Genomic DNA, 23,229 nt, shown 5'->3' with positions numbered 1-23,229 from the left:
GGGATGACAAAAGATATTGGATAATATTAGCGGGTAAAGGTCATTCTTTGCCCGCTTTTCTCGTTTAAAAGGTTGCCGTTCTCGTAAACTAAATTTCCTGATACTATTGTGCTCACCACTTTGGCCTTAAACGTATTCCCCTCAAACGGCGACCAGCCACATTTGTACAAGATGTTGCTTTTATTCACCTGCCATGGGCTGTTCAGGTTTACCAATGCCAGATCGGCCCAGTAGCCTTCGCGGATAAAACCACGTTTCTCTATCTGGAAGATGGTTGCCACGTTATGCGCCATTTTCTCGGCTATTTGCGCTAAAGATATTTTACCGTGGTGATAAAGCTCCAGCATGGCGGGTAGGGCATGCTGCACCAAAGGGCCGCCACTCGGCGCTTGTAGGTAAACTTGCGATTTTTCTTCGATGGTATGCGGCGCGTGGTCAGTTGCTATTACATCTATGCGGCCATCTAAAACGGCCTTCAAAATTTCGTCTCGGTCGGCTTCAGTTTTAACAGCCGGGTTCCATTTAATTAGGTTGCCTTTTGTTTCGTAATCTGCATCGGTAAACCATAAATGGTGGATGCAGGCTTCAGCGGTTATGCGCTTATCAACCAATGGGATATCGTTACTAAACAGGTGTGTTTCTTTAGCGGTTGAGATATGCAGTATATGCAGGCGGGTGTTGTGTTTTTTAGCCAGATCCACCGCCATTGATGAGGACAGGTAACAAGCCTCGGCACTGCGGATCTTTGGGTGCAGCCTCACCGGGATATTCTCGCCAAGTAATTGTTTGTAATGCTCCAGGTTGCTTTTGATAGTGGCTTCGTCCTCGCAGTGGGTGGCTATCAGCATGGGCGACTGCGCGAAAAGGTGCTCCAGCGTGGTGGGGTTATCTACCAGCATGTTCCCGGTTGATGATCCCATAAAAACCTTTACACCACAAACGTTTTTGGCATCGGTACGCAAAACTTCGTCGAGGTTGTCGTTTGATGCGCCCATAAAAAATGAGTAATTGGCCGGTGACGATTTGGCCGCCATATCGTACTTGTCTTGCAGTAATTGTTGGTTAAGCGTATTGGGCACGGTGTTGGGCATCTCCATAAAAGAAGTTATGCCACCCGCTACCGCCGCGCGAGATTCTGACGCGATATTACCTTTTTGCGTTAGCCCCGGCTCGCGGAAGTGTACCTGGTCGTCAATACAACCCGGGAAAAGGTGCAGGCCTTCGGCGTTGATCTCTTTATCTGCTGGCGAATTGATCTGCCCGTCTATCTTTTCAATAAAACCGTCTTTAATGAGAAGGTCGGCCTGGGTTTGCTTTCCTTCGTTTACTATCGTCGCGTTTTTAATGAGGATCGTAGCCATAAAGGCAAATATAGTTTTTTTGAAGAAACAAGAGTTAGGATGTTAGAATCAAGAGGCAGGAAACAAGACAAGATCAAGTTGTAGAAATCAAGAGTCAAGCCCTATGAGTCAAGACAATTAAGCAAAAAGTCAGAATCAAGATGAAATTATGTCTTGATTCTTGACTATTATATCTTGATTCTCCCTAATGTCCGAAGTAATAATTTACCCCAAAGTTGAAGTTGTTGTTTAAGCTGGCGTTTAAGAAACCGCCATGGCTTAAATAATTGTACTGGTAGCTGATGTTACCGAAACCCATGTTTAAACCAACTTTTGGTGACGGGAAAAAAACCACGTTAGGGCCGGCGTATGCGGCAAAGTGCCCGTTATTAAAATCGTTTGCCACGTGTGATGTGCTCACGCCCATTTGCGGATAGAAGCCAACTTTTTCGCTGATCATGCAGTAGTAACGCAGGTTAACGGCCAAGCCAACAATATCAGTATGGTACTTACTGGTGTAGCTGTAATTGCTGGCAGGTGTGGTAGCCGAGTAAAAATTTGAAGTTTCGGTGCCTGATACCCTTGAGTAGCCTGGCTGGATGCCGATAGCCCATTTATCACCGATAAAAAAGCCGAACTCGGGGCTGATGTTAAAGTTGGTGATCTTGTAGTTGTAGTACTGGGTAACACCACTGTCGAAGTTGTAATTCTGCGAGGTGCCATCTTCGTCATAACTAAAGTTAAAGCTGCCACCAATAAATTTGTGGCCTTTGCCAATTTGCGCGTTTACAGTGCCGAAAAAAAGAACTGAAATAATAGCAGTAAGTAAGAGTTTTTTCATGTTGTACAGTTAATAGTGTGCGAAGATATACCTCCGGCACTTTATACGCAGGAATGGGTGCGGATGATACAGGTAAATGTATCGTTGAATGCTTTTGTGGATAAAGCAGGCTTTCTTCCTGACTTTCGGACTTCCGACCCCCGACTAATTTGAAAACCTTATCTTTGCGGCTATGGCTGTAACTTTTGAAGATTTTAAATTTAACCGGCAGATACTGAATGCTGTTGCCGATGCCGGTTATACCGAAGCTACGCCTATCCAACAAAAGGCCATCCCGCCAATAATGAACGGGCAGGATGTTATGGGTATCGCTCAAACGGGTACGGGTAAAACCGCGGCTTATGTGCTGCCTATTTTAATGAAGCTTAAATACGCCCAGGGCGAAAGCCCGCGCGCGTTAATTGTATCGCCAACCCGCGAGTTGGCTATGCAGATAGAAGAGAACATCCGTGCATTTGCAGCAAATACCGACCTCAGGGTTGTGGTGCTTTACGGAGGCATCGGCCCAAAAACACAGATTGAGAACCTTAAAAAGGGTGTTGATATTATTGTGGCAACTCCCGGCCGTTTTCTGGACACCTACATAGCGGGTCACATCGTTACCAAAACTATTAATACTTTGGTGTTGGACGAGGCCGATAAAATGATGGATATGGGCTTTATGCCGCAGATAAACCGTATTTTAGAGGTAGTACCCGTTAAACGCCAAAACCTGCTTTTCTCGGCCACCATGTCTGAGAAGATCCAGGAACTTTCGCATAACTTCCTGGAGTTCCCTACCGTTATCGAGGTTACCCCACAGGCTACCACAGCCGAAACGGTAGATCAGCAATTGTACCACGTACCCAACGTTAAAACTAAAATAAACCTGCTTAAAACCCTGTTAGATAAAGAGGGCGATATTAAAAAGCTGATGATATTTTGTAAAACCCGCGTAGCTGCCGAGGATGTTTTCAAATTCCTGCTCCGCAAGTTTGGCGAAAAGGAAGTAAAAGTGCTGCATGCCAACAAAGGGCAAAATACAAGGATCAACTCTATCAATTCGTTCAAGAATGATGAGGTGAAGATACTGGTTGCTACCGATGTGGCATCGCGCGGTATTGACGTGAGCGATGTAAGTCACGTAATAAACTTTGATGTGCCGGTGGTAATTGAAGATTACGTACACCGCATTGGCCGTACAGGCAGGGCATACAACTCGGGTGTGGCAATTACGTTTGCTGTGCCGTCAGAAGAGTATTACGTCACCAAAATTCAGCAGCTAATCCGCCAAACCATCCCGGTGCATAAGATTCCCGAGGGCGTTTTTATAGAGGAAACCCCTTACGCGGAGCGCCAGGACCAGGCCCGCGAGATTGATATGCAAAAGCGTAAGGAAGACCCAGATTTTAAAGGTGCTTTCCACGAGAAAAAAACGCTGAACCAGCATAAGAAATTTGACGCTGAAAAAGCGAAACGACAACCTAACAGTGCTAACAAGAAACCAGCGAAAACATATGGCGGAGTTCAACGATCTGCAAAAAAGAAACGATACTAACCGGGCAAAATTCAGGATCAGTCCGCTAAATTTTGCTACTGCGGCATTATTCATCTTGTCGGGATATATTTTTATTAATGGCGCTAAAATTACCGGTAGCCCTTACGAGCACTGGAGCGGCACCATCGGCCTTATATTTATCCTGTTTGGCATAGTTGTGTCATTGTTGGATATAATTTTCCGTAATTTCTTCTCAGAGACCAAAAAACTATGGATTGTAGAGTTAAGCTTTATAACTTTGGTGCTCATTATATTTTTCCTTGTTAAATAATACTTTAAATGAAGACTGCCGAAATAAAGCTAACCATACAGCTAGACGATAATAATATCCCCGAAACCATATTGTGGGAATCTACCGATTCTCAAACCAAAGAGGCCCTGCCTGTACAAGCCATGATGCTTTCCCTATGGGACAAAAGCTACCAAAACACCTTGAAGATAGACCTTTGGACTAAGGATATGCCTGTAGATGAGATGAAAAGATACTTCTACGAAACCCTGCAAACCATGGGCGATACCTTTCTACGCGCCACCGGCGAAAAAAACATCGTAGAAGACCTGCGCGATTATTGCGCCCACTTTGCCGATAAAATGGAGATCAAAAAACAATAACGTACTATGCGCCCCGCGTCACTTATCACCTTATTAGGGTTTGTTATACTAATTGCGGCAACCTTTTGCCCTATGCTGCGCCCGTTTCACCTGTTTAATATGAATGTTTACAAATTAAACCAACCCTACGGTATGGTGATTATGCTGGTAGGCGTTATCGGCATGTTGTGTACGGTGCTAATTCAAACTAAGGTTACCCGTATTGCCGCCTGGGCATCCTTATTATTAGTAGCATTATTATATGTTGCCGCTTTGCTTAAGGTTAAAGCAAGTTTTAGCTTTATCCCGTTTAAAGGTATCGAGGGTTTCTTTAACAGGCAAATTGCTTTTAAATGGGGTTGGTACGTCTTGTTTGCCGGCCCGGTGTTATCTGTTTTAGGGGTTTTAGCCTCTAAAAAACGTGTTTACAACCAAGGGAAATAAGCGCATTACTACCTGTAAGTTTATTAGTTTATAGTATTTTACCTGCAAATATTTTTAAACATATTTGTATCACAAAAAATCTTATCTCACGCTATGTTTAAGTTTTCATTTCGTAACCAGGTATTAGCAGGTTTTGCTTTTTCTATAATACTTGTTATAGTGGTTGGTGTACTTTCTTTCACCAGTATAAAGCAGTTGGAAGATGATACCGTTTGGGTTAATCATACCCAAAAAGTGATCAAAACTACTAATAACTTATTGCAATACTTAGTTGACGGCGAAACAGGGATGCGCGGTTACGGTGCAACCGCAAACAAAGCTTTCCTTGATCCTTACAACGACGCCATACCGAAAATAACCGAATCATTAAGTCAGCTATCAGCCCTCATTGTAGATAATCCTACGCAGGTTAGACGTATAGACTCCCTTAAAACGATTGTTAACCGCCAACTGGTTATCCTTAAAACCAATGTGGCAACCCGCGAAGCAAAAGGGCTGGATTATATGGTTGCCAACCATATGTTTTTGAATGGTAAAGGCAACATGGATAGCATCAGGGATTTAAATAAAAAGGTTGTAGAAACAGAAACATCATTACTTGAACAGCGTAAGGCTGATTCAGATAGAGCATCAGAGCGAGCCATTATTGTTATTGTTATTGGCTGTATGGTCTTCATACTCATCGTAGTGGTCATGTTTTACTACATCCAGTCTACCTTTGCCCGTCAGAAAAAGGTGGAGGAAGAAGTACGTGTAGCCAATATCGAACTGGGAAAAGTACTTACCGAAAACGAGATAAAAAATTGGCTGCTTACCGGTAGTGGTGTCATAAACGAGAAGATGCAGGGCCAGCAAAGCGAGAAAGAACTGTCAGAAAATATATTGACGGAACTTAGTAAATACGCTAAAGCCCTTACAGGTACCGTTTACCTGTTTGATGATAACCAAGAGAAACTTGAATTGTATGCCTCATACGCGTTCAGCGACCCATCAGCGTTAAAACAATCTATCCGCATTTCCGAAGGTTGGATAGGCCAGGCCGCTAAGGATGGTAAATCGGCTTTGGTGAAAGGTAAGCTAAATGATAAGTTGCAATTAGGCACATCTATTTTGCAGGACGAATTGATCGAAACGTTTATCGTTCCGTTCTTCTTTGATAAAAAATTAAAAGGCGTGCTCGAGCTTGGTTTCCGCGACCAGGTGCCCGAGCAGGTTAAGGATTATATTTTACTGGTTGCAAACGATATTGGTATTGCTGTTAACACCTCACAGGCGCGCACCATTATGCATGACTTGTTCGAGGAAACCCAGCAGCAAGCCGAAGAACTGGAAGCACAGCAAGAAGAAATGCGCGTTACCAACGAAGAGTTGATGAACAAAACAGAAATGTTGCAGGCATCAGAAGAGGAGCTTCGCGTACAGCAGGAAGAACTGCGCACCATTAACGCCGAGCTGGAAGAGAAAGCCAGTTTGCTGGAAGAGAAGAACCAGGCCATTGAAGAGGCCCGCCAGTCGATAACCATTAAAGCCAGCGAGCTGGAAACTACCGGCAGGTACAAATCTGAGTTTTTGGCTAACATGAGCCACGAATTGCGCACCCCGCTAAACAGTATTTTGGTGTTGGCCAGAATTTTGAAAGATAACAAACCACTAACCCTGTCAGAAGATCAGATAAAATACGCCAGCGTAATTTTCAATGCCGGTAACGACTTGCTTACGCTAATCAATGATATCCTGGACCTTTCTAAAATAGAATCTGGCAAGCTGGATATGCAGAATGAGAATACTAAGATCTCTGATATTCTGAGTGATGTGCAATCGTTATTTGCCGAGGTTGCAAGCAATAAAAAGATAAACTTTACCACAAACCTAACAGGCGTACCTGCCACTATTTATACCGATAAGGTAAGAACAGAGCAGGTTATTAAAAACCTGTTATCAAACGCGTTTAAATTTACGCCCGAGCATGGTACCATCAGCATAAACGCTGTTGCCGGCCCGCGCGAAAACACCATCGGTTTTGTAATTAAAGATTCGGGCATTGGTATCCCTGCCGATAAACAGAAGATCATCTTCGAAGCGTTCCAACAGGCCGATGGCTCAACAAGTCGTAAATATGGCGGTACAGGTTTAGGCCTTTCTATCAGCCGCGAACTGGCAAGCTTGTTGGGTGGTAACATTACCCTGAGCAGCACGCCGGGTGAGGGTAGCGAGTTTACGCTGATCCTTCCGTTTGAGGCAAAGCACGTAGAAAATGCAGAGGCGGCGCTGCCAACAGTAGAAAGCTACAGCCCAACCAAAAACTTTTTTGATACTGTAGTTACAAAATCAGCCGACCCGAACCACGAGCCGTTTGTGGTAATTGTAGAGGATGATAAAAACTTCGCGATCATCCTGCAGGATTACGCCCGCGACCATGGCTTTAAATCTGTAATGGTTAGCGAGGGTACAAACGCCGTCGAGATCATTAAAGAACAACAACCGGATGCGGTAATATTGGATATTATGCTGCCGGGTAAAGATGGCTGGCAGATCTTAAAAGAATTGAAACAGGACGAAGCAACGCTGCACATCCCGGTGCACCTGATGAGTGCCGGCGAAGCCGCTGCCAATCGCGTGCGTAAAGAAGGCGCCATCAGCTTCCTTAAAAAACCGGTAAATACAGAAACATTGGATAAACTGTTTGGCGATATTATGGCTAATAGCGGTACCAAGTTCACCCAGATATTATTGGTGGAAGATCACAAGGCGCAAAGCCAGGCGCTTAAAGATCTGATGCAAAGCCAGGGCATCACCGTAGACCAGGCCTTTGATGGCGAATCGGCCTTTAGGATGTTACATGAAAACGAGTACCAGTGTGTGATACTTGACCTTAACCTGCCGGATATATCAGGGCTTGACCTTTTAGATAAGATCAAAGAGATAGACAAATTTGCCGCCCTGCCGGTAATCATTAACACCGCTATGGAGCTTGATAAAAACTCGGTAAACAGGTTGATGCAGTATGCTAACGCGATGGTGGTTAAAACCAGCAAATCTTCAGACAGGTTGATAGACGAGGTAAACCTGTTCCTGAACAAGATAAGCGAGAGCGGTAACGCCGCGCCAAATCTAAGCATGGGCAAGGCAAAAACCACCACCGCTAACGGTAAAGACAGTATAAAAGGCAAAAAGGTATTGGTGGTTGATGACGATATGCGAAATATTTTTGCTTTAAGCAGCGCCTTAGAAAGTTATGACCTTAATGTTGTAATAGCCAACGATGGGGAAGAAGCCATAGCTAAACTGGAAGAAGATGCCGGCATCGATATAGTATTGATGGACATCATGATGCCAAAAATGGATGGTTACGAAGCTACGAGGCATATACGCAAGCAAAACAAATGGGCAAAACTCCCTGTTATAGCCCTAACCGCAAAAGCGATGAAAGATGACCGCGAAAAATGTATAGCGGCCGGTGCTAATGATTACATTACAAAACCGGTTGACATTGACAGGTTAATTGCATTAATGCAGATGTGGCTTGACAACTAATTATGAAGGGACTGGTTACTAAAGACGCGATTACCGGAGAACAGCTAAACGAACTGATAGATATTGTAAAAAAGATCCACGGGTTTGATTTTAGCGATTATACCGAGGCGTCTTTTAAGCGCCGCCTGGGCCGGATAATGATGCTTAAAAAGCTCGATTTTTACGACCTGAAGCATGTACTTATCAACGACCATAGCTTTTTCCAGCAATTTTTAGAAGAAATTACGGTTAACGTTACCGAGATGTTTCGCGACCCTGCGTTTTACAAGGCGCTTAAAACCCAGGTGATGCCATACCTGTCAACCTATCAGCATGTAAAGGTATGGTGCGCGGGTTGTTCATCCGGCGAAGAGGTTTATTCACTGGCCATTTTGTTGAACGAGGAAAAGCTGGCTAAAAAATCATTCATTTACGGTACAGATATTAATACCGAAGTTTTAAACGAAGCACGAAAAGGTATTTACAGCCTGCGTAAAATAAAAAGCTATTCAGAAAATTACCTGTTTACAGGCCTGCCGGGTTCTCTTACAGATCATTTTACGATTATGTATGATGCTGCCGCTATCCACAGCGAGTTAAAGCAGAATACGCTATTCTCGGTACACAACTTAATATCAGATACCGGTTTTAACGAGTTCCAGATGATATCGTGCCGTAACGTATTCATTTACTTCGAAACCGAGCTTCAGTATAAAATATTAGACCTGTTTTACAAAAGCCTTTGCCCTTTAGGTTACCTTTGTCTGGGTAATAAAGAAACTATCCGCTCTGATGTTTTCCGAAAAAAATTCAAGGTGATCAACCAAAAAGAAAATATATACCAAAAAATTGGCTCTTGACTATAATATAAAACAACGTTGGGCGCAATCCAAAATACTGCTTTTGGGAGGCTCGGCGGGTTCGTTTAAGTTGCTGTTTAAATTGGTGAAATTACTGCCCGAAAATTTTGATAAAACGGTTATCATCATCATCCACAGGAAAAAGAATTTTTTTAGTGAAATAGAAAAACTATTCGCAGAAAATAGCCGTATGTTGTTGAGGGAAATTAGTGACAAGGAGCCAATACAAGGGAATACGATATATATCGCCCCGGCAAATTACCACTCCCTCGTAGAATATGGGGGCTTTTTTAGCCTTGATGTATCTGAAGCTGTATGGTACTCAAAGCCATCAATCGACGTAACTTTTGAGAGTGTTGCCGAGGTTTATAAAGAGCGCGTTACCGCTGTTTTATTTTCAGGAGCTAACCAGGATGGGGCAGAAGGACTTTTAAAATTGCGCCAGAACGGTGCATTAACAATAGCCCAAAACCCGCAGGAAGCTGAAATGGCAGAAATGCCGCAATCGGCAATTGACATAAACGCCGCAGAATATATTTTACGTACAGAAGAGATTTTTGAACTGCTCGAAAATATAAATTGACCTCACTTATTGATAATTAGATGACCCCCATTAATATCCTTATTGTTGATGACAGAGAGGAAAATATCATTGCCCTTGAAGCGTTGCTGACACGTACCGATATCCGGTTATTTAGCACAACTTCACCCAATGAGGCCCTCAAAATTGCATGGGATAATAATATTTCCATAGCACTCGTTGACGTTCAAATGCCCGAAATGGACGGCTTTGAACTGGTAGAAATGCTAAAATCAAACCCTCGTACTAAAGATATCATGGTGATTTTTGTTACCGCCATATCTAAAGAAGCTAAATATGCTGTTAAAGGATTTGGCGCCGGTGCGGTAGATTACTTGTTTAAACCGCTTGACCCGTACATTACATCAGCTAAGGTTGATGCTTTTGTAACCCTTGCCCGCCACCAGGAAGAGATAAAACAAAAAAACGACGAATTGCAAAATTTTGCGCTGGTTGTAAAAAACAGTGCGGATATCATTTGTTCTGTTGATGCCGATAGCTTACGTGTTAAAACTATTAACCCCGCTGTCGAAGCCATATTGGGCTTTAAACAAACCGAGGTGTTTGGTACCAGCATTGTTGACCTTGCGGTGGAAGCCGACCGCGCCGACCTGCGAAAAAAACTGGGCGATATAATTAAGGATAACCTCAGTTTCTCTGTATTTGAGTTTCAATTTAACACGTTTGATAAAAGGGTGATCTGGGTGGAGTGCCGCGCATCTTTCCGTGGTAAAACTATTTTCATTAATATTAGCGATAGCTCACCTCAAAAGAGTTACCAGCAGCAGCTGATCAAGTCTAAAGAACTTGCCGAGTACGGTAAAAAAGTGAAAGAAACATTTTTGGCTAATATGAGCCATGAATTGCGCACACCGGTTAATGGCATTATAGGCCTTAGCAACCTGATGCGTAAAACGACTATAAACGAACAACAGGGCAACCTGTTAGATATGCTGGATACATCATCGCGCTCATTATTGGGGGTGATAAACGATGTGTTGGATATTTCTAAAATAGAGGCCGGTAAGTTTAGTATTGTGCGCACACCAAATAACTTGCGTGGCATTGTAAACTCGGTATTTGGCTTGTTAAAATTTAATGCCGACGAAAAAGATATTGAGTTTTTACTGGAGATAGATAACGATGTGCCCGAGAGTTTACAGGTAGATTCGTTACGTATTAACCAGATCCTGATGAACTTACTGAGCAACGCTATTAAGTTTACCGATCATGGGCACGTAAAGCTAACGGTATCTGTAATGCAAAAACTGAATGATAAGGTTAAGCTGAAGTTTAGCGTGGAAGATACAGGTATAGGGATCGCTACAGACAGGCTATCAAAAATATTTGAATCGTTTGAGCAGGCAGAAGAGGATACCGCCGTTAAATATGGCGGAACAGGCCTTGGCTTAACCATCGTTAAAAAACTGGTAGAACTAAAAGGCGGCGACCTTACCGTAAGCAGCAAAGTTGGCAAGGGTACTATATTTAACTTTACCAATTGGTTTGGCGTATCAAAAACAAAAACAAAAACCGAAGAAAAAACGCCTAAGACCGATAAAAAACTTGCCCCCTTTGTAAACGTACGCGTTTTAGTTGCCGAGGATAACATGATTAACCAGTTTATGGTTACCAAAATGCTAAAGGACTGGAATGTTACGGTAGAAGTTGCCGAGAGCGGTAATAAAGCCGTAGAGATGCTAAAGAATAACGAATATAACCTGGTATTGATGGATACCCACATGCCGGGCTTAAATGGTTACCAGGCAGCCCGCATCATCCGTACCGAGTTTGAGGAACCCATGAGGAGTGTGCCTATCATATCCCTTTCTGCATCAGCGTTTGAGCATGAGCAGTTAGAAGCATTATCTGCAGGGATGAACGATGTATTGACGAAACCATTTGCGGCCCATGAGCTACATGCCAAAATGTTAAAGCTTTTAAAAGGTAAAAAAGAGGTTAAAAAGCCAGCTTAGTTTGGCCGGTGCCCGTTACACGGGCTTCGTGCTCTAATAGCCATTGCTTGCGCCACAGGCCGCCTGCATAACCTGTCAAACTTCCATTACTGCCAATAACACGGTGGCAGGGCACAACAACCCATAAATTATTTTTTCCATTTGCTGCCGCTATCGCGCGGATAGCCAGCGGATTTTTCATTTTATGCGATTGCTGGTTATAGGTGATGGTAGCCCCGTACGGGATTCGCGATAGTTCCTGCCAAACCGTCTGCTGAAAATCTGACCCCGGCTGGTTTAGCGGCAGGTCGAAATCTTTGCGGTCGCCGGCGAAATATTCGTTCAGTTGTTTGATGGTTTCCAGCAGGATAGGGGAGATAGTCGTGGTTTGCTCCACTTCTTCATCAAGGTCCACTTCTTCATCAAGGATAGATACTTTTATTAAATGCGTATCATCCGCAACCAATAAGGCCACGCCAACGGGTGTACGGTGATAAGCCTCATACATTATGATCCCTGCTGCGCTTTATTAAGCGATTTTAAATAAACCCTGCTCATTTTGCCACCAATAAATTTGCTTGGCAAAAAGTTCATGAACACGTTGCCCAGGCGGTTAAGCAAGCCCGGTACATAATTATATTTGCGGCTTACAAGCGCGTGGATGGCTTCTTTAGCCGCTTGTTTAACGGGCATCAGCCATGCTTGCAATTCATTAAATTCTGCGCCGTGGGTCATTTCGGTAGCTATGCCGCCGGGCGCGAACACGGTTATCGAAAATTCGGGGTTGGTAAGCTCGTTATGCAGGGCATTGCCAAACGCGGTAATAAATGCCTTTGTTGCCGAGTACGCCGCCTGGTAGGGCACCGGGAAAAAACCCGCCATGCTTGACACCAGCATAACGCCACCCTGTTTGCCGGGTTTGTCAAAGTACTGCAGCAAGCCGTTGGTCATGCGTACCACGCCAATAACGTTTGTTTTAAGGATGTTTTCAAAATTACCCCAGGCCAGGTCGGTGTGGCGTCCAAAATAGGTTACGCCCGCGTTTAGGATGGCCGCGTAGAGGTTATCATCGGCGATGCTTTCGGCAATTACACGGTCGGCCTCTTCGGGGATGGACAGATCGGCAACAATAACTTTTACCTGTATGCCCGCTGCTTTTTCCAGTTCGGCCTTTAGTTCGTTCAGTTTATCGGCACGGCGGGCAGCTATGATCAGGTTGGCTTTATGCACGGTAGCCAGCTGGCGGGCCATCTCCTGCCCAAGGCCGCTGGATGCGCCGGTTACCAATACCCATTTATTATTTAGCTGCAGCTTTTTCATGGTGCTAAGTTATATTTTTAGTCGCAAAGTCGGAAAAGTCCGCAAGTCTGAAAGATAGAAACTTGTGACGGTTATAAAGTACAGAATCTGTAACTTCAGCAAGAAAGCATTGCACCATTAAAAAGAGATCTTCTTATTATGTCCTGTATTTCTTCCGGTCTTTCGGACATCCCGACTTTCGGACTTTTTAGCTTACTTTGCAGTATGAAACTTGCGGGGCAAACTATTGAACTTTTAAAGAAGGAAATCATCCTGGAATGGCGCTCCAAATACGCCTTCAACGGGATCCTGCTTTACATTGTTTCTACCGTGTTTGTGTGCTATATTTCTTTTAACCTTAACCCGGGGTTTAAAGGGAGTGAGGGTTACCCCATCGTTTGGAACATCCTGTTTTGGATCATCATGCTGTTTGCATCGGTGAATGCCATTGCCAAAAGCTTTTTGCAGGAGAGTAAGGCAAGGCTGCTTTATTACTATTCCATCGCGCATCCGCAGGCAATCATCCTATCAAAAACTATTTATAATACATTGCTGATGTCGCTGCTAAGCGTATTGGCTTTGCTGGTTTACAAACTGTTTTTTCCCAACCCGGTTGGCGACACGCTATTTTACTTTATAACCGTGCTGCTGGGTGCCATCAGTTTTTCGACGGTGTTTACCATGATCTCCGCCATCGCATCTAAGGCGGGCAATAACGGCACGTTAATGGCTATCCTGAGCTTCCCGGTCATTATCCCGGTAATATTATTATTGGTTAAAGTTAGCAAAGCAGCCATGGATGGCATAGACCGCAGCCTTAGCTTTGGTAACATTGGTGTGTTATTAGCAATAAATGTGATCGTTATTGCGTCATCATTAATACTTTTCCCATACTTGTGGCGCGATTAATGTATTCACCGTCTAAATATAAATTTACTATGCGCCGCTGGTGCTTTTTATTCGTTTGCATAACCCTAAGTTTTACGGCAACCGCGCAAAGCGTTATTAGTGGTAAAGTGGTAGCATCGGGCAGTAACAGCCCGGTAGCCAAGGCCAGCGTGTTTTTAAATAACGCCACATTTGGCACCGCTACAAATGACGACGGTACGTTTAGCCTGCGCGGTGTAAAGCCCGGCCAATATGACCTGATCGTTTCTGTACTTGGCTTTGAAGAGTACACCCAAAAAGTAATGGTCGGCTCGGCGGCTGCAAACGTCAATATAGCCCTTACCCCAAAAGTGATGATGATGCGCGAGGTAATTATTACCAGCAACGCCGACTGGAAGAAGAACTTTGAACAGTTTAAGAAAGATTTTATAGGTGGTACCGAGAACGCTAAGTTCTGTAAGATCAATAACCCGCGCATCCTGAACCTATCATACAGCCGCAAAAAACTTGAATTGGAAGCATCCACCGATGAATTTTTGGTGATGGAGAACGATGCCCTTGGCTACAGGGTTAAGTTTTTGCTAAAGGAGTTTTTAAGCAGCAGCATGAACAATACCACCAGCTACAGCGGCCGCGCCCTTTTCGAGGAACTGCCCGGCACCGCCACGCAAAAAGCCAAATGGAAACAAAAGCGCGATGAGGCCTACTATGGTTCAGCGAGGCATTTTTACAGGTCGTTGTATAAAAACCGGTTAAAGCAGGAGGGATTCGAGATCTACGATTTTAGCCGCACTATTGACCCTAACCGTGCGCCCGACCTGCTGATACAACGAAAGCTAAAGATGTTCCAGATGGTTAACCGCGATTCTACAAGGTATTGGTTAGGTCAGCAGGCAATGCCCCGCTGGTATAAGGAAAAGCTGACCAAGCCTGCATTAACCGCTTACCAGATCATCCGTAAACCACCGCAAGAAGGGCTTTTTGTGATGACTTTCCCTAATTACCTGTATGTAGTTTACAACAAACGTCGCGAAACCCAGGATTTTAAAGACCTGTACCGCCCGCTGGATATGGAAAATTTTGAAACCAGTGTAATAACCCTTCTTAGCCCTGCCGTATATTTCGACCTGAATGGTACGGTAGTGGCCGATAGTCCGCTGTATGAGGGTACATGGAGTAAAGCCAAATTAGCTAACCTGCTGCCGGTTGATTATGAACCGTCTGAGCAAATGGTAAATTAAGGGTGGTTTATTGGTTCATTAATTCAAATGTTCATTGGTGCTTGTCCAACGCGCGTCATTGCGAGGTACGAAGCAATCTCTTTGGGGTAATTATACTCCTTAAATGACCGATATGCTTAAAGAGATTGCCACTTCGCTATCGCTCCTGGCAATGACGCGAGGAAAAAAACCTATCAATCTTTCAATTCAACTTAGTTATGAAAATAACAATCATAATTGATATGCATGCATAATGAAACATTGCTAATAATAACGTGCGGTGCATAAATCAAATCATCTAATTAGTACATTTGCGGCATAATTTATATATGAAATTCATTTATCAAACCTGGTGGAAAGTATTAGCGGTTGTAATGGTATTTTACACGCTTGTTGCCGGTTTCCTGCTTGGCGTGCCAAGGTTAGAAATATTGCACGAAACCATCCGTAATACTTACTTCCACGTGCCTATGTGGATTGCCATGTTCACGGTGTTCACCATATCGGTAATTTATAGCATAAAATATTTACAAACGGGTAAAGAGGAGTATGATCTCATTGCTGTAGAGGCGGCTAATACGGGTATTTTCTTTTTTGTTTTAGGGCTGATAACAGGTATGCTTTGGGCGCGCTATACCTGGGGCGAATACTGGAGCAACGACCCTAAACAAAACAGCGCAGCCATTGCCTTTTTGCTTTATTGCGCCTACCTGGTGCTGCGCAATTCTATAGACGAGGAGCAGAAACGCGCCAAGATCTCGGCCATCTACAACATCTTCGCCTTCCCGGTTATGGTGGTACTGATCATGGTTTTGCCACGCTTAACGGACTCTTTGCACCCCGGCAACGGTGGTAACCCCGCCTTTGGCAAACTGGATATGGATAACCGCATGCGCGCTGTATTATACCCCGCGTTTATTGCCTGGGCATTAATGGCGGTGTGGATAGCAACTATCCGCTACCGTATCCGTTTAATTGAATATAAAAAGAACGCTATCAACTAAGATGAAGAAACTAAGTTCCCTGATATTAATGCTGTTTTGTTTCGTGGCTGTAAAAGCACAAGATGTAGAGATGGCCGATAAAATGCGCAGCGAAGGCAAAATTTATGTGGTGATAGGCACCATTGTAATAGTGTTTGCAGGCCTGGCTATTTACCTGTTCTCGATTGACAGGAGATTAAAAAAAATCGAGAAAGAAAATTAAATCAAAAGCTTGGCCGATACTGTTTAAACGCAGATTAGGGTGAGGTTTTATAATACGTGTAACGGATACACTAACTTTTTAAAATTGCATTATTGATAAAAAATATACGAAATTTGTGCACTTTTTTAAGGAATTAATTATTTATCCAATTCTAAATTATGAATATCAATAATCCGACTGCAGATCAGGATACTCACTTTTTTGGTGATGTTTGTAAAAACTTCGATCATGCGGCGCAGTTCACCCAGCATGATGCCGGTTTGTTAGACCAGATCAAATCATGCAATAGCGTTTACCGTTTCCGTTTCCCGATACGCAAAGGCAATGGCTTTGAAGTTATAGATGCCTGGCGTGTAGAGCACTCGCACCACCAATCGCCAACAAAGGGCGGTATCCGCTACAGCGAAATGGTGAACGAGGATGAGGTTATGGCCCTTGCTGCCCTGATGACCTACAAATGTGCCATCGTAAACGTACCATTTGGTGGCGCTAAAGGCGGTATCAAGATCAACCCAAAAAACTATACCGTTAGCGAGTTGGAAAACATAACCCGCCGTTACACGGTAGAGCTTATCAAGAAAAACTTTATAGGCCCCAGCATTGACGTACCTGCCCCGGATTATGGATCTGGCGAGCGCGAAATGGGTTGGATAGCCGATACATATGCCACTATGAACCCGGGCCAGCTTGATGCCTTAGGCGCGGTTACAGGTAAGCCGATCTCTTTACATGGTATTGCAGGCCGCCGCGAGGCTACCGGCCGTGGTGTAGCTATCGCCGTACGCGAGTGTGTTAGTTTTGGCGAGGATATGCAAAAAATTGGTTTAACCACCGGCTTATCGGGCAAAAAGATTATTGTACAGGGTTTAGGTAACGTGGGTTACTACTCTGCAAAATTCCTGGCCGAATTTGGTGCTATCATCGTTGGGCTTTGCGAGTTTGAGGGCGCTATTTATAACGAGGATGGCCTTGATGTCGAAGCTGTGTTCCAGCACCGTAAGTCAACCGGGTCTATCTTAGGATATGCGGGTGCTAAAAAGGAATTTAAAAATACCATGGACGGCCTGGAGCAGCCATGTGATATTTTAGTACCTGCCGCTTTAGAGAACCAGATAACAGCGCAAAACATTGGCAGCATTAAAGCGAAAATTATTGCTGAAGGTGCAAACGGCCCGACTTCGCCGGAGGCTGAGGAAGCATTTTACAAAGCAGGTGGTATGATTATCCCGGATATGTATGCCAACGCCGGTGGTGTTACCGTATCATATTTTGAGTGGTTGAAAAACCTGAGCCACGTAGCATTTGGCCGTATTAACCGCAGGTTCGAGGAAAACTCGAACCTGAACCTGGTTAACATGGTAGAAGGTATTACCGGTGTGCCATTGACGCCGATACAGCGTTCAACAATTGTTAAGGGTGCAACCGAGTTAGAATTAGTGAACTCCGGTTTGGAAGATACCATGATCCGCTCGTACCATGAGATCCGCGAGATCTACAAGAGCAACCCTGCCATTGGTACCCTGCGTAATGCAGCTATGATAGGCGCTATCAACAAAATAGCGGTATCATATCAAAACCTTGGTGTTTGGCCGTGATGTATTGGGGATAGTATCTCCATTAATAATATTAAAAAGGGCGCCCGAAAGGCGCTCTTTTTTTGTCAATTTTTTTTACTGCGGCTGGCCATATAAAGTGATTTTAGATTACCTTAAGCAAAATTATAGTGTTATGGCTAAAGTCCTTATCCTCCTTTTTATTATTGCTGTTATTTCATGTAAGCAAAACCCAGCAGACAATAAGATCGCATGGAAAACGAAAACAAGTAGGCACAGTAAAGTTGTTTCTAAACGAAAGTTAGAAACAAAAGGCCCAGATACCATCCTTTCGATAACCAAAGGCTTTGTAGATGGTAGGCATTTTGATGTTGAACGCACAATACAAGGAAACGTATTTGTTGTGAATGGAAAGAAAGATACGATTTTTAGAGATTCTAATTTTACACGAGGGATAATATTCCAGGATTTTGATAGGGACGGTTATAAGGACATTAAGTTGGAATATACGACGAATGTGCCCGGGATTGAAGACCTATTGCTATACGACAAAACTGAAAAAAAATTTAAAAAAGTTATTGGGTTTGACGATTTTCCGTCTTCATTAAAAATAAATGGCACTAAATATTATTACTCCTACCACCGCAATGGCTGTGCCGATATGAACTGGACAAGCGATTTGTTTTGCATCGAAAATTATAAAGCTGTAAAATTGGGTACGATCAATGGAAACGAATGTGGCGATAGTGGAATAAAAGATGGCATTTATATCTATAAGATTGTTGGGGGTAAAGAGATTGAAATAAAGCAGCTAAGTATAAAAACCATTTATAGTTACAAAGATTATAAATGGGGGTTTATAAAAAGTTACTGGTATAAAAATTATAGGCTTTTCAAATAACAACAGAGCGCTTAAAGGGCGCCCTGTTGGCAATAGAATTACTTATCGGCAATAAAAGGTGCCTGATTTACAAACTCTTTACTCCTCAACTGCGCTATTATAAACAACCCCAAGTTAGTTGCACTAATGCCGTTGCCGGGGCAATCAACCAAACTGACGTTAATCTCGCTTATATCATCTGTTTGGTGGATGAGGGGGAGGCGCACCATTGTCCAGTCAATTCCGCTATCTGCTAACAGCTGGTATTCTACCTGACGGTCTTTGGTTGTAGTCGGGAAATTCTCGTACATCCACTTGGTGCCGAATTGGGTTGTTTCGCTTTTTTGGTCGGTAAGGGTATCAACATTTAGTCCTGCCATAGTGATGTACCTGCTGATTTGATGGGCTTGCATCGCCTGCAGGATATTGCGTGTGGCATCGCTGAAGATAGTCGGCTCGCCAACGGGCTGACTCAAGCAGCTTAACACTGCATCGCACCCTTGTAGCAGGGTATAGATGGCGTTATAATCGCGGGCGTCTCCTTTGATGATCTCGATAAGCGAATTATTTAAGTCGAGCGTTTCGGGCTTGCGGTGCAGCAATTTGATTCGGAAGTTTTGAAGTAATAGTTGCTTTAGCAGGTATTTACCCGCCTTGCCGGTGCCGCCAATAAGGGCGACGGTATGAATAGGTTTCATGTGTTCTCTTTATAAATTGTAAATAGTAATTGATGGTTGGTGCCGGATGGGTTGGCACAAAAGGTACATTGCTTTTAATAGCACTGTATGTGTGGGTATTTTATAAAGAGATTTTAATAGGGCAAAGGTAGCATTATTTAGAGATTAAAGTATGAGAAATCTATAAGCCCGTCATTGGTACGAAGCAATCTCTTTGCTGTACAGAGCCGTAAATCACTTCTTAGTTAGGTGCGGCAGTGAGTTATTGCTAAGCCTGTGGATCTTCATTTCTTTTTTGTCGCAAAAAAGAAACGAACCAAAGAAAAAACACGCGGCTGTACCGCGTCGCTGTTAAAGGGCGTGGTGAGGCAGTGCCTGTGCTATCCGCAAGGCGCTAAGGCCGCATTTAGGAGAGTTAACGTTAGGTTCATCAGGCTCAAATAAATCGTAATAATCCTATAAATCCCCGGTTCAGACAATTTTGCGTTAGGGATAAAAGCGGATACCGGCCTCAAGCGTAATGCCTGCAGGCGTATGAGCAGATAGCCCGGGCCATAGGCAACGCCATTATTAGTAATTAGTGAATAGTGAACAGAGACTGGTCAGATTAAATCAAAACAAACAAACATATTAAGCATTCCTCACTAACCACTAACCACTAACCACTAACCACTAACCACTAACCACTAACCACTAACCACTAACCACTAACCACTAATTATCAATAATAATTCTAAATAACATATATCCCGTGTAATAAACTTATTTAGCTTTGCGTTTTGTATTTTTGTAACCTGTAATACAGGAAAATATCAATTAATGAAGAAAAGCTCAATTATAGGTATCGTTGTTATTGCTATCGCTATCGCGGTTATTATCAGCACCTATTCAAATACAAGTACTTACGGGTCTTTTAACGATGCAAAAACCACTAAAAGTGAATTGCATGTGGTTGGACGTTTAAACAAAACTAAAGAATTGTTTTACGATGCAACCAAGGATGCCAACTACTTCTCTTTTTACATGAAAGATAACAAAGGCGAGGAATGCAAGGTAGTGTATAGCGGTACCAAGCCTGAAGATTTTGAGCGTTCGGAGCAGATTGTACTTACCGGTAAAATGACCGGCGGCGAGTTTCATGCTTCAAAAATTTTGATGAAGTGCCCGTCTAAATACAAAGACAATAAACTGAATGTTACCGAAGTGAGCGCCAAAAAGAGCGCCAATATATAATTAGAATTTTTTAATGGATATAGTTTTTAAAGGCGAGCACCTGTTACCCGGGCAGCTGGGCCAGTTTTTTGTCGTACTTGCATTTGGGGCAGCCCTTTTTTCTTTTATCTGTTATTTCTTCGCCACGCAAGAGAAAGTTGCTAATAGTGATAACTCCTGGTTGCGACTTGGCCGCATAGGCTACCTGTTAAATACCGTAGCTATTATAGGCATGGGTGTTTGCCTGTTCTATATCCTTTACCATCACTATTTTGAATATCACTACGCATGGTCATACACCTCTAAAGAGTTGCCTGTTTACTACCTTATTTCGGGTTTTTGGAACGGACAAGAGGGTGGCTTTTTACTATGGATGTTTTGGGAAGCCGTATTGGGTAATATCCTGATCTGGAAAGCAAAATCATGGGAGAAACCGGTGATGACAACGCTTGCCCTGTCGCAGGTGGTATTAGGAACCATGATACTGGGCCTGCAAATTGGCAGCGCGCATATTGGCAGTTCGCCGTTTATGTTGCTGCGCAGCTCGGGCATCGAAGGCCCTATTTTTCAAAATCCAAATTACCTTAGCTTTATAAAAGACGGCAAGGGCATGAACCCTTCGCTGCAAAATTACTGGATGATCATCCACCCGCCAACGCTGTTCTTAGGTTCGGCATCATTGGTTGTGCCATTCGCTTACGCGGTTGCCGGCTTGTGGACAAGGCGCTTTAAAGAGTGGGTGCAGCCTGCTATCCCTTACGCTTTGTTCTCGTGTATGGTGTTGGGCACGGGCGTTATCATGGGCTCGTTTTGGGCGTATGAATCATTAAACTTTGGTGGCTTTTGGGCATGGGACCCGGTAGAGAACGCTTCTATCTTCCCCTGGTTGATATTGGTTGCGGCAGTGCACGTCATGATCGTTTATAAAAATACAGGCCACTCGTACTTTACTGCCACGTTTTTAACGCTGGTAGCATTTGTAATGGTTTGGTATTCGTCGTTTCTGGCAAGGAGCGGGGTACTGGGCGAATCATCTGTACACGCCTTTACCGATCTTGGCCTGTTCTGGCAGTTGGTTATCGGCATATTCGTTTTCCTGGGTATCACCATTTACCTGTTGGTTAGCCGCTTTAAGGCAATGCCTATCACCAAAAAGGACGAAGAAACGTACTCGCGCGAGTTTTGGATGTTCGTTGGTGCTATCTTCCTTGGCTTGTCGTGTTTCCACCTGGTGATCGTAACTTCGGTACCGGTTTGGAACCTGATGTTTGGCACCAAGCTTGCCCCGCCAACAGATCCCGTTAAACATTACAACGTTATCCAGGCATCGTTCGCGGTGATCATCGCTTTGTTAAGCGGCTTTGCCCAGTTCCTGAAATATAAAAAGACCGATACTACCCGTTTCTTCATTACCACGTTGGTGTACTTCGGTTTTGCCGCGCTAATCACCGCTTTGATCGTATATGCAACCGGCTTTTACAAATTGCATTTCGTATTCATTATTGTGATGCTTTGCTCGGTTTATACCATTGTAGGTAACGGGAAGATCCTGGCTGATGCTGTTAAAGGAAAGTTTAAACTGGCCGGCTCGGCAGTTGCGCATATTGGTTTCGGCCTGTTATTGGTTGGCGCTTTGATATCCGCAGGTACAAAAAGCGTTGTATCAGAAAACCTTACCGGCGAGCAATATAGCGCGGATTTTGCTAAAGACGAAAACCCTAAAGAAAATATCCTGCTCTACAAGAACGAGCCCCTTAAAATGGGCGAATATATGGTAACTTTTACCAGCGATACCGTTGAAGGAGCAAGCCATTTCTTTAATATCGACTACAAGCGCCTCAAAGATGGCAAGCAAACCGAAGCTTTTACGCTTAGGCCTAACGTGATCCAGGCGCAGGGCGGCATGTCGTCAACGCCGGATACCAAGCATTACCTGTTCCATGACCTGTACACCCACATCACCATGACAAACGTGATCACCACCGGGCCAAAAGAGGAAGAAGGACAGCATGGCGATGAAAACGACGATAAGAAATACGATGCCCCTGTGGCCCACGAAATAGCCGTTGGCGATACCATGGCTTACCGCGACGGTATCATTGTGCTGAAAGGCTTAAATAAGAATGTTAAACTTCAAAATATCCCCATTACAGATAAAGACATAGCCGTAGGCGCGCAACTGGAGATTACTACCCACGGTAAAAAATACCAAAGCGAACCCGTTTATATGATTAAAGGCCGCGCCGTGTTTGATTTTGGTAAAAAACTGGAAGATGCAGGCTTAAAACTGCGTTTCACCAAAATCATCCCCGGCAAAACCATGGCCGATGGTAAGGTAGAAATAACCGTTTATCAACAGCCCGAAAGCAAAAAGAAATTCATCGTATTGAAAGCCATCGAATTCCCATACATCAACTTCTTATGGGCGGGTACCATCATCATGGTTATCGGTTTCTTCATGTCGATATTACGCAGAAGCAAAGAGGTTAAGGTGGTGTAATTTTATAATGAAGGACAAAATATTTTCACAAAGGGCACGGAGCAAATACTTCGTGCCCTTTGTGCTTTTGCAACTGCAAACTATCAACTGCAAACTGAACCCGGGCGTTTCCGCTGATAGAAGCGACCAGGCT

21 protein-coding genes are annotated in these 23,229 nt (G+C 43.7%); 16 read left to right on the top strand and 5 right to left on the bottom strand.

Annotated elements, in window-relative coordinates; genetic code table 11:
• Positions 1 to 26 precede the first annotated feature (26 nt).
• Together ABIB39_RS15505 and ABIB39_RS15500 are read right to left on the bottom strand one after the other, a co-directional pair.
• Positions 27 to 1,361 carry a dihydroorotase gene (locus tag ABIB39_RS15505; RefSeq protein ID WP_354431073.1) on the bottom strand — a complete coding sequence of 445 codons (1,335 nt, stop codon included), beginning with the start codon at positions 1,359 to 1,361 and terminating at the stop codon, positions 27 to 29.
• 184 nt (positions 1,362 to 1,545) lie between these two features.
• Complete coding sequence (locus tag ABIB39_RS15500; RefSeq protein WP_354431072.1) at positions 1,546 to 2,181, bottom strand: hypothetical protein; 636 nt, start codon at positions 2,179 to 2,181, stop codon at positions 1,546 to 1,548.
• Between the two features lie 172 nt (positions 2,182 to 2,353).
• Between ABIB39_RS15500 and ABIB39_RS15495 the strand changes: the two genes are divergently transcribed.
• The 8 genes from ABIB39_RS15495 to ABIB39_RS15460 all read left to right on the top strand — a co-directional run bounded on the left by ABIB39_RS15495 (position 2,354) and on the right by ABIB39_RS15460 (position 11,682).
• Positions 2,354 to 3,718 carry a DEAD/DEAH box helicase gene (locus ABIB39_RS15495; protein WP_354431071.1) on the top strand — a complete coding sequence of 455 codons (1,365 nt, stop codon included), beginning with the start codon at positions 2,354 to 2,356 and terminating at the stop codon, positions 3,716 to 3,718.
• Positions 3,678 to 3,989 (top strand): hypothetical protein, encoded by a 312-nt coding sequence (locus ABIB39_RS15490; protein WP_354431070.1) that lies wholly within the window; start codon positions 3,678 to 3,680, stop codon positions 3,987 to 3,989. Before ABIB39_RS15495 ends, ABIB39_RS15490 begins: the two co-directional genes overlap by 41 nt.
• An 8-nt stretch (positions 3,990 to 3,997) precedes the next feature.
• Positions 3,998 to 4,330: a gliding motility protein GldC gene (gldC, locus tag ABIB39_RS15485; protein WP_354431069.1), complete on the top strand. Its 333-nt coding sequence runs from the start codon at positions 3,998 to 4,000 to the stop codon at positions 4,328 to 4,330.
• Positions 4,331 to 4,336: 6 nt separating this feature from the next.
• A complete protein-coding gene (locus ABIB39_RS15480) occupies positions 4,337 to 4,753 on the top strand; it encodes a hypothetical protein (RefSeq protein WP_354431068.1) in 417 nt (138 codons plus the stop codon).
• 93 nt (positions 4,754 to 4,846) lie between these two features.
• A complete protein-coding gene (locus tag ABIB39_RS15475; RefSeq protein WP_354431067.1) occupies positions 4,847 to 8,287 on the top strand; it encodes a response regulator in 3,441 nt (1,146 codons plus the stop codon).
• 2 nt (positions 8,288 to 8,289) lie between these two features.
• On the top strand, positions 8,290 to 9,126 hold the full coding sequence (locus tag ABIB39_RS15470) for a CheR family methyltransferase (protein ID WP_354431066.1): 837 nt from the start codon (positions 8,290 to 8,292) through the stop codon (positions 9,124 to 9,126).
• Positions 9,116 to 9,709: a chemotaxis protein CheB gene (locus ABIB39_RS15465; RefSeq protein WP_354431065.1), complete on the top strand. Its 594-nt coding sequence runs from the start codon at positions 9,116 to 9,118 to the stop codon at positions 9,707 to 9,709. The genes ABIB39_RS15470 and ABIB39_RS15465 overlap by 11 nt, the downstream gene beginning before the upstream one ends.
• 20 nt (positions 9,710 to 9,729) lie before the next feature.
• Positions 9,730 to 11,682, top strand: a complete 1,953-nt coding sequence (locus ABIB39_RS15460; RefSeq protein ID WP_354431064.1) for a hybrid sensor histidine kinase/response regulator — start codon at positions 9,730 to 9,732, stop codon at positions 11,680 to 11,682.
• Here the strand turns inward: ABIB39_RS15460 and ABIB39_RS15455 are convergent.
• Entirely contained in the window at positions 11,666 to 12,169 is a 504-nt protein-coding gene (locus ABIB39_RS15455; protein WP_354431063.1) for a methylated-DNA--[protein]-cysteine S-methyltransferase, read from the bottom strand. The two genes, ABIB39_RS15460 and ABIB39_RS15455, sit on opposite strands and share 17 nt — an antisense overlap.
• Entirely contained in the window at positions 12,169 to 12,981 is an 813-nt protein-coding gene (locus tag ABIB39_RS15450; protein ID WP_354431062.1) for an SDR family NAD(P)-dependent oxidoreductase, read from the bottom strand. Before ABIB39_RS15450 ends, ABIB39_RS15455 begins: the two co-directional genes overlap by 1 nt.
• 204 nt (positions 12,982 to 13,185) lie before the next feature.
• On the opposite strand from ABIB39_RS15450, the gene ABIB39_RS15445 reads away from it, so the two are divergent.
• The 6 genes from ABIB39_RS15445 to ABIB39_RS15420 all read left to right on the top strand — a co-directional run bounded on the left by ABIB39_RS15445 (position 13,186) and on the right by ABIB39_RS15420 (position 18,728).
• Positions 13,186 to 13,869: a heme exporter protein CcmB gene (locus ABIB39_RS15445; protein ID WP_354431061.1), complete on the top strand. Its 684-nt coding sequence runs from the start codon at positions 13,186 to 13,188 to the stop codon at positions 13,867 to 13,869.
• Positions 13,870 to 13,898: 29 nt separating this feature from the next.
• Positions 13,899 to 15,089 (top strand): carboxypeptidase-like regulatory domain-containing protein, encoded by a 1,191-nt coding sequence (locus ABIB39_RS15440; RefSeq protein ID WP_354431060.1) that lies wholly within the window; start codon positions 13,899 to 13,901, stop codon positions 15,087 to 15,089.
• Between the two features lie 317 nt (positions 15,090 to 15,406).
• A complete protein-coding gene (gene ccsA / locus ABIB39_RS15435) occupies positions 15,407 to 16,072 on the top strand; it encodes a cytochrome c biogenesis protein CcsA (RefSeq protein ID WP_354431165.1) in 666 nt (221 codons plus the stop codon).
• Between the two features lies 1 nt (position 16,073).
• Positions 16,074 to 16,274, top strand: coding sequence for a CcmD family protein (locus tag ABIB39_RS15430; protein ID WP_354431059.1), 201 nt, complete (start codon positions 16,074 to 16,076; stop codon positions 16,272 to 16,274).
• A gap of 158 nt (positions 16,275 to 16,432) precedes the next feature.
• Positions 16,433 to 17,869, top strand: coding sequence for a Glu/Leu/Phe/Val family dehydrogenase (locus ABIB39_RS15425; protein ID WP_354431058.1), 1,437 nt, complete (start codon positions 16,433 to 16,435; stop codon positions 17,867 to 17,869).
• Between the two features lie 97 nt (positions 17,870 to 17,966).
• On the top strand, positions 17,967 to 18,728 hold the full coding sequence (locus ABIB39_RS15420; RefSeq protein WP_354431057.1) for a hypothetical protein: 762 nt from the start codon (positions 17,967 to 17,969) through the stop codon (positions 18,726 to 18,728).
• 38 nt (positions 18,729 to 18,766) lie between these two features.
• Here the strand turns inward: ABIB39_RS15420 and ABIB39_RS15415 are convergent, their stop codons facing one another.
• Entirely contained in the window at positions 18,767 to 19,405 is a 639-nt protein-coding gene (locus tag ABIB39_RS15415; RefSeq protein WP_354431056.1) for an NAD(P)-dependent oxidoreductase, read from the bottom strand.
• A gap of 798 nt (positions 19,406 to 20,203) precedes the next feature.
• Here ABIB39_RS15415 and ABIB39_RS15410 point away from each other — a divergent pair.
• Together ABIB39_RS15410 and ccsA (ABIB39_RS15405) are read left to right on the top strand one after the other, a co-directional pair.
• On the top strand, positions 20,204 to 20,617 hold the full coding sequence (locus ABIB39_RS15410; protein WP_354431055.1) for a cytochrome c maturation protein CcmE domain-containing protein: 414 nt from the start codon (positions 20,204 to 20,206) through the stop codon (positions 20,615 to 20,617).
• 13 nt (positions 20,618 to 20,630) lie between these two features.
• Entirely contained in the window at positions 20,631 to 23,096 is a 2,466-nt protein-coding gene (gene ccsA, locus ABIB39_RS15405) for a cytochrome c biogenesis protein CcsA (protein WP_354431054.1), read from the top strand.
• Positions 23,097 to 23,229 lie beyond the last annotated feature (133 nt).

It is taken from the genome of Mucilaginibacter sp. UYP27, assembly GCF_040547175.1.
Lineage (GTDB): Bacteria > Bacteroidota > Bacteroidia > Sphingobacteriales > Sphingobacteriaceae > Mucilaginibacter.
The sequence above is the reverse complement of the archived record's forward strand: the minus strand, read 5'-3'. Positions and strand labels throughout refer to the sequence as shown.

What these genes read in the sequence shown, in the direction of transcription:
- ABIB39_RS15505 (WP_354431073.1), bottom strand. Translation starts at nt 1,361, where the DNA reads ATGGCTACGATCCTCATTAAAAACGCGACGATAGTAAACGAAGGAAAG.
- ABIB39_RS15500 (WP_354431072.1), bottom strand. Translation starts at nt 2,181, where the DNA reads ATGAAAAAACTCTTACTTACTGCTATTATTTCAGTTCTTTTTTTCGGC.
- ABIB39_RS15495 (WP_354431071.1), top strand. Translation starts at nt 2,354, where the DNA reads ATGGCTGTAACTTTTGAAGATTTTAAATTTAACCGGCAGATACTGAAT.
- ABIB39_RS15490 (WP_354431070.1), top strand. Translation starts at nt 3,678, where the DNA reads ATGGCGGAGTTCAACGATCTGCAAAAAAGAAACGATACTAACCGGGCA.
- gldC (WP_354431069.1), top strand. Translation starts at nt 3,998, where the DNA reads ATGAAGACTGCCGAAATAAAGCTAACCATACAGCTAGACGATAATAAT.
- ABIB39_RS15480 (WP_354431068.1), top strand. Translation starts at nt 4,337, where the DNA reads ATGCGCCCCGCGTCACTTATCACCTTATTAGGGTTTGTTATACTAATT.
- ABIB39_RS15475 (WP_354431067.1), top strand. Translation starts at nt 4,847, where the DNA reads ATGTTTAAGTTTTCATTTCGTAACCAGGTATTAGCAGGTTTTGCTTTT.
- ABIB39_RS15470 (WP_354431066.1), top strand. Translation starts at nt 8,290, where the DNA reads ATGAAGGGACTGGTTACTAAAGACGCGATTACCGGAGAACAGCTAAAC.
- ABIB39_RS15460 (WP_354431064.1), top strand. Translation starts at nt 9,730, where the DNA reads ATGACCCCCATTAATATCCTTATTGTTGATGACAGAGAGGAAAATATC.
- ABIB39_RS15455 (WP_354431063.1), bottom strand. Translation starts at nt 12,169, where the DNA reads ATGTATGAGGCTTATCACCGTACACCCGTTGGCGTGGCCTTATTGGTT.
- ABIB39_RS15450 (WP_354431062.1), bottom strand. Translation starts at nt 12,981, where the DNA reads ATGAAAAAGCTGCAGCTAAATAATAAATGGGTATTGGTAACCGGCGCA.
- ABIB39_RS15445 (WP_354431061.1), top strand. Translation starts at nt 13,186, where the DNA reads ATGAAACTTGCGGGGCAAACTATTGAACTTTTAAAGAAGGAAATCATC.
- ABIB39_RS15440 (WP_354431060.1), top strand. Translation starts at nt 13,899, where the DNA reads ATGCGCCGCTGGTGCTTTTTATTCGTTTGCATAACCCTAAGTTTTACG.
- ABIB39_RS15430 (WP_354431059.1), top strand. Translation starts at nt 16,074, where the DNA reads ATGAAGAAACTAAGTTCCCTGATATTAATGCTGTTTTGTTTCGTGGCT.
- ABIB39_RS15425 (WP_354431058.1), top strand. Translation starts at nt 16,433, where the DNA reads ATGAATATCAATAATCCGACTGCAGATCAGGATACTCACTTTTTTGGT.
- ABIB39_RS15415 (WP_354431056.1), bottom strand. Translation starts at nt 19,405, where the DNA reads ATGAAACCTATTCATACCGTCGCCCTTATTGGCGGCACCGGCAAGGCG.
- ABIB39_RS15410 (WP_354431055.1), top strand. Translation starts at nt 20,204, where the DNA reads ATGAAGAAAAGCTCAATTATAGGTATCGTTGTTATTGCTATCGCTATC.
- ccsA (WP_354431054.1), top strand. Translation starts at nt 20,631, where the DNA reads ATGGATATAGTTTTTAAAGGCGAGCACCTGTTACCCGGGCAGCTGGGC.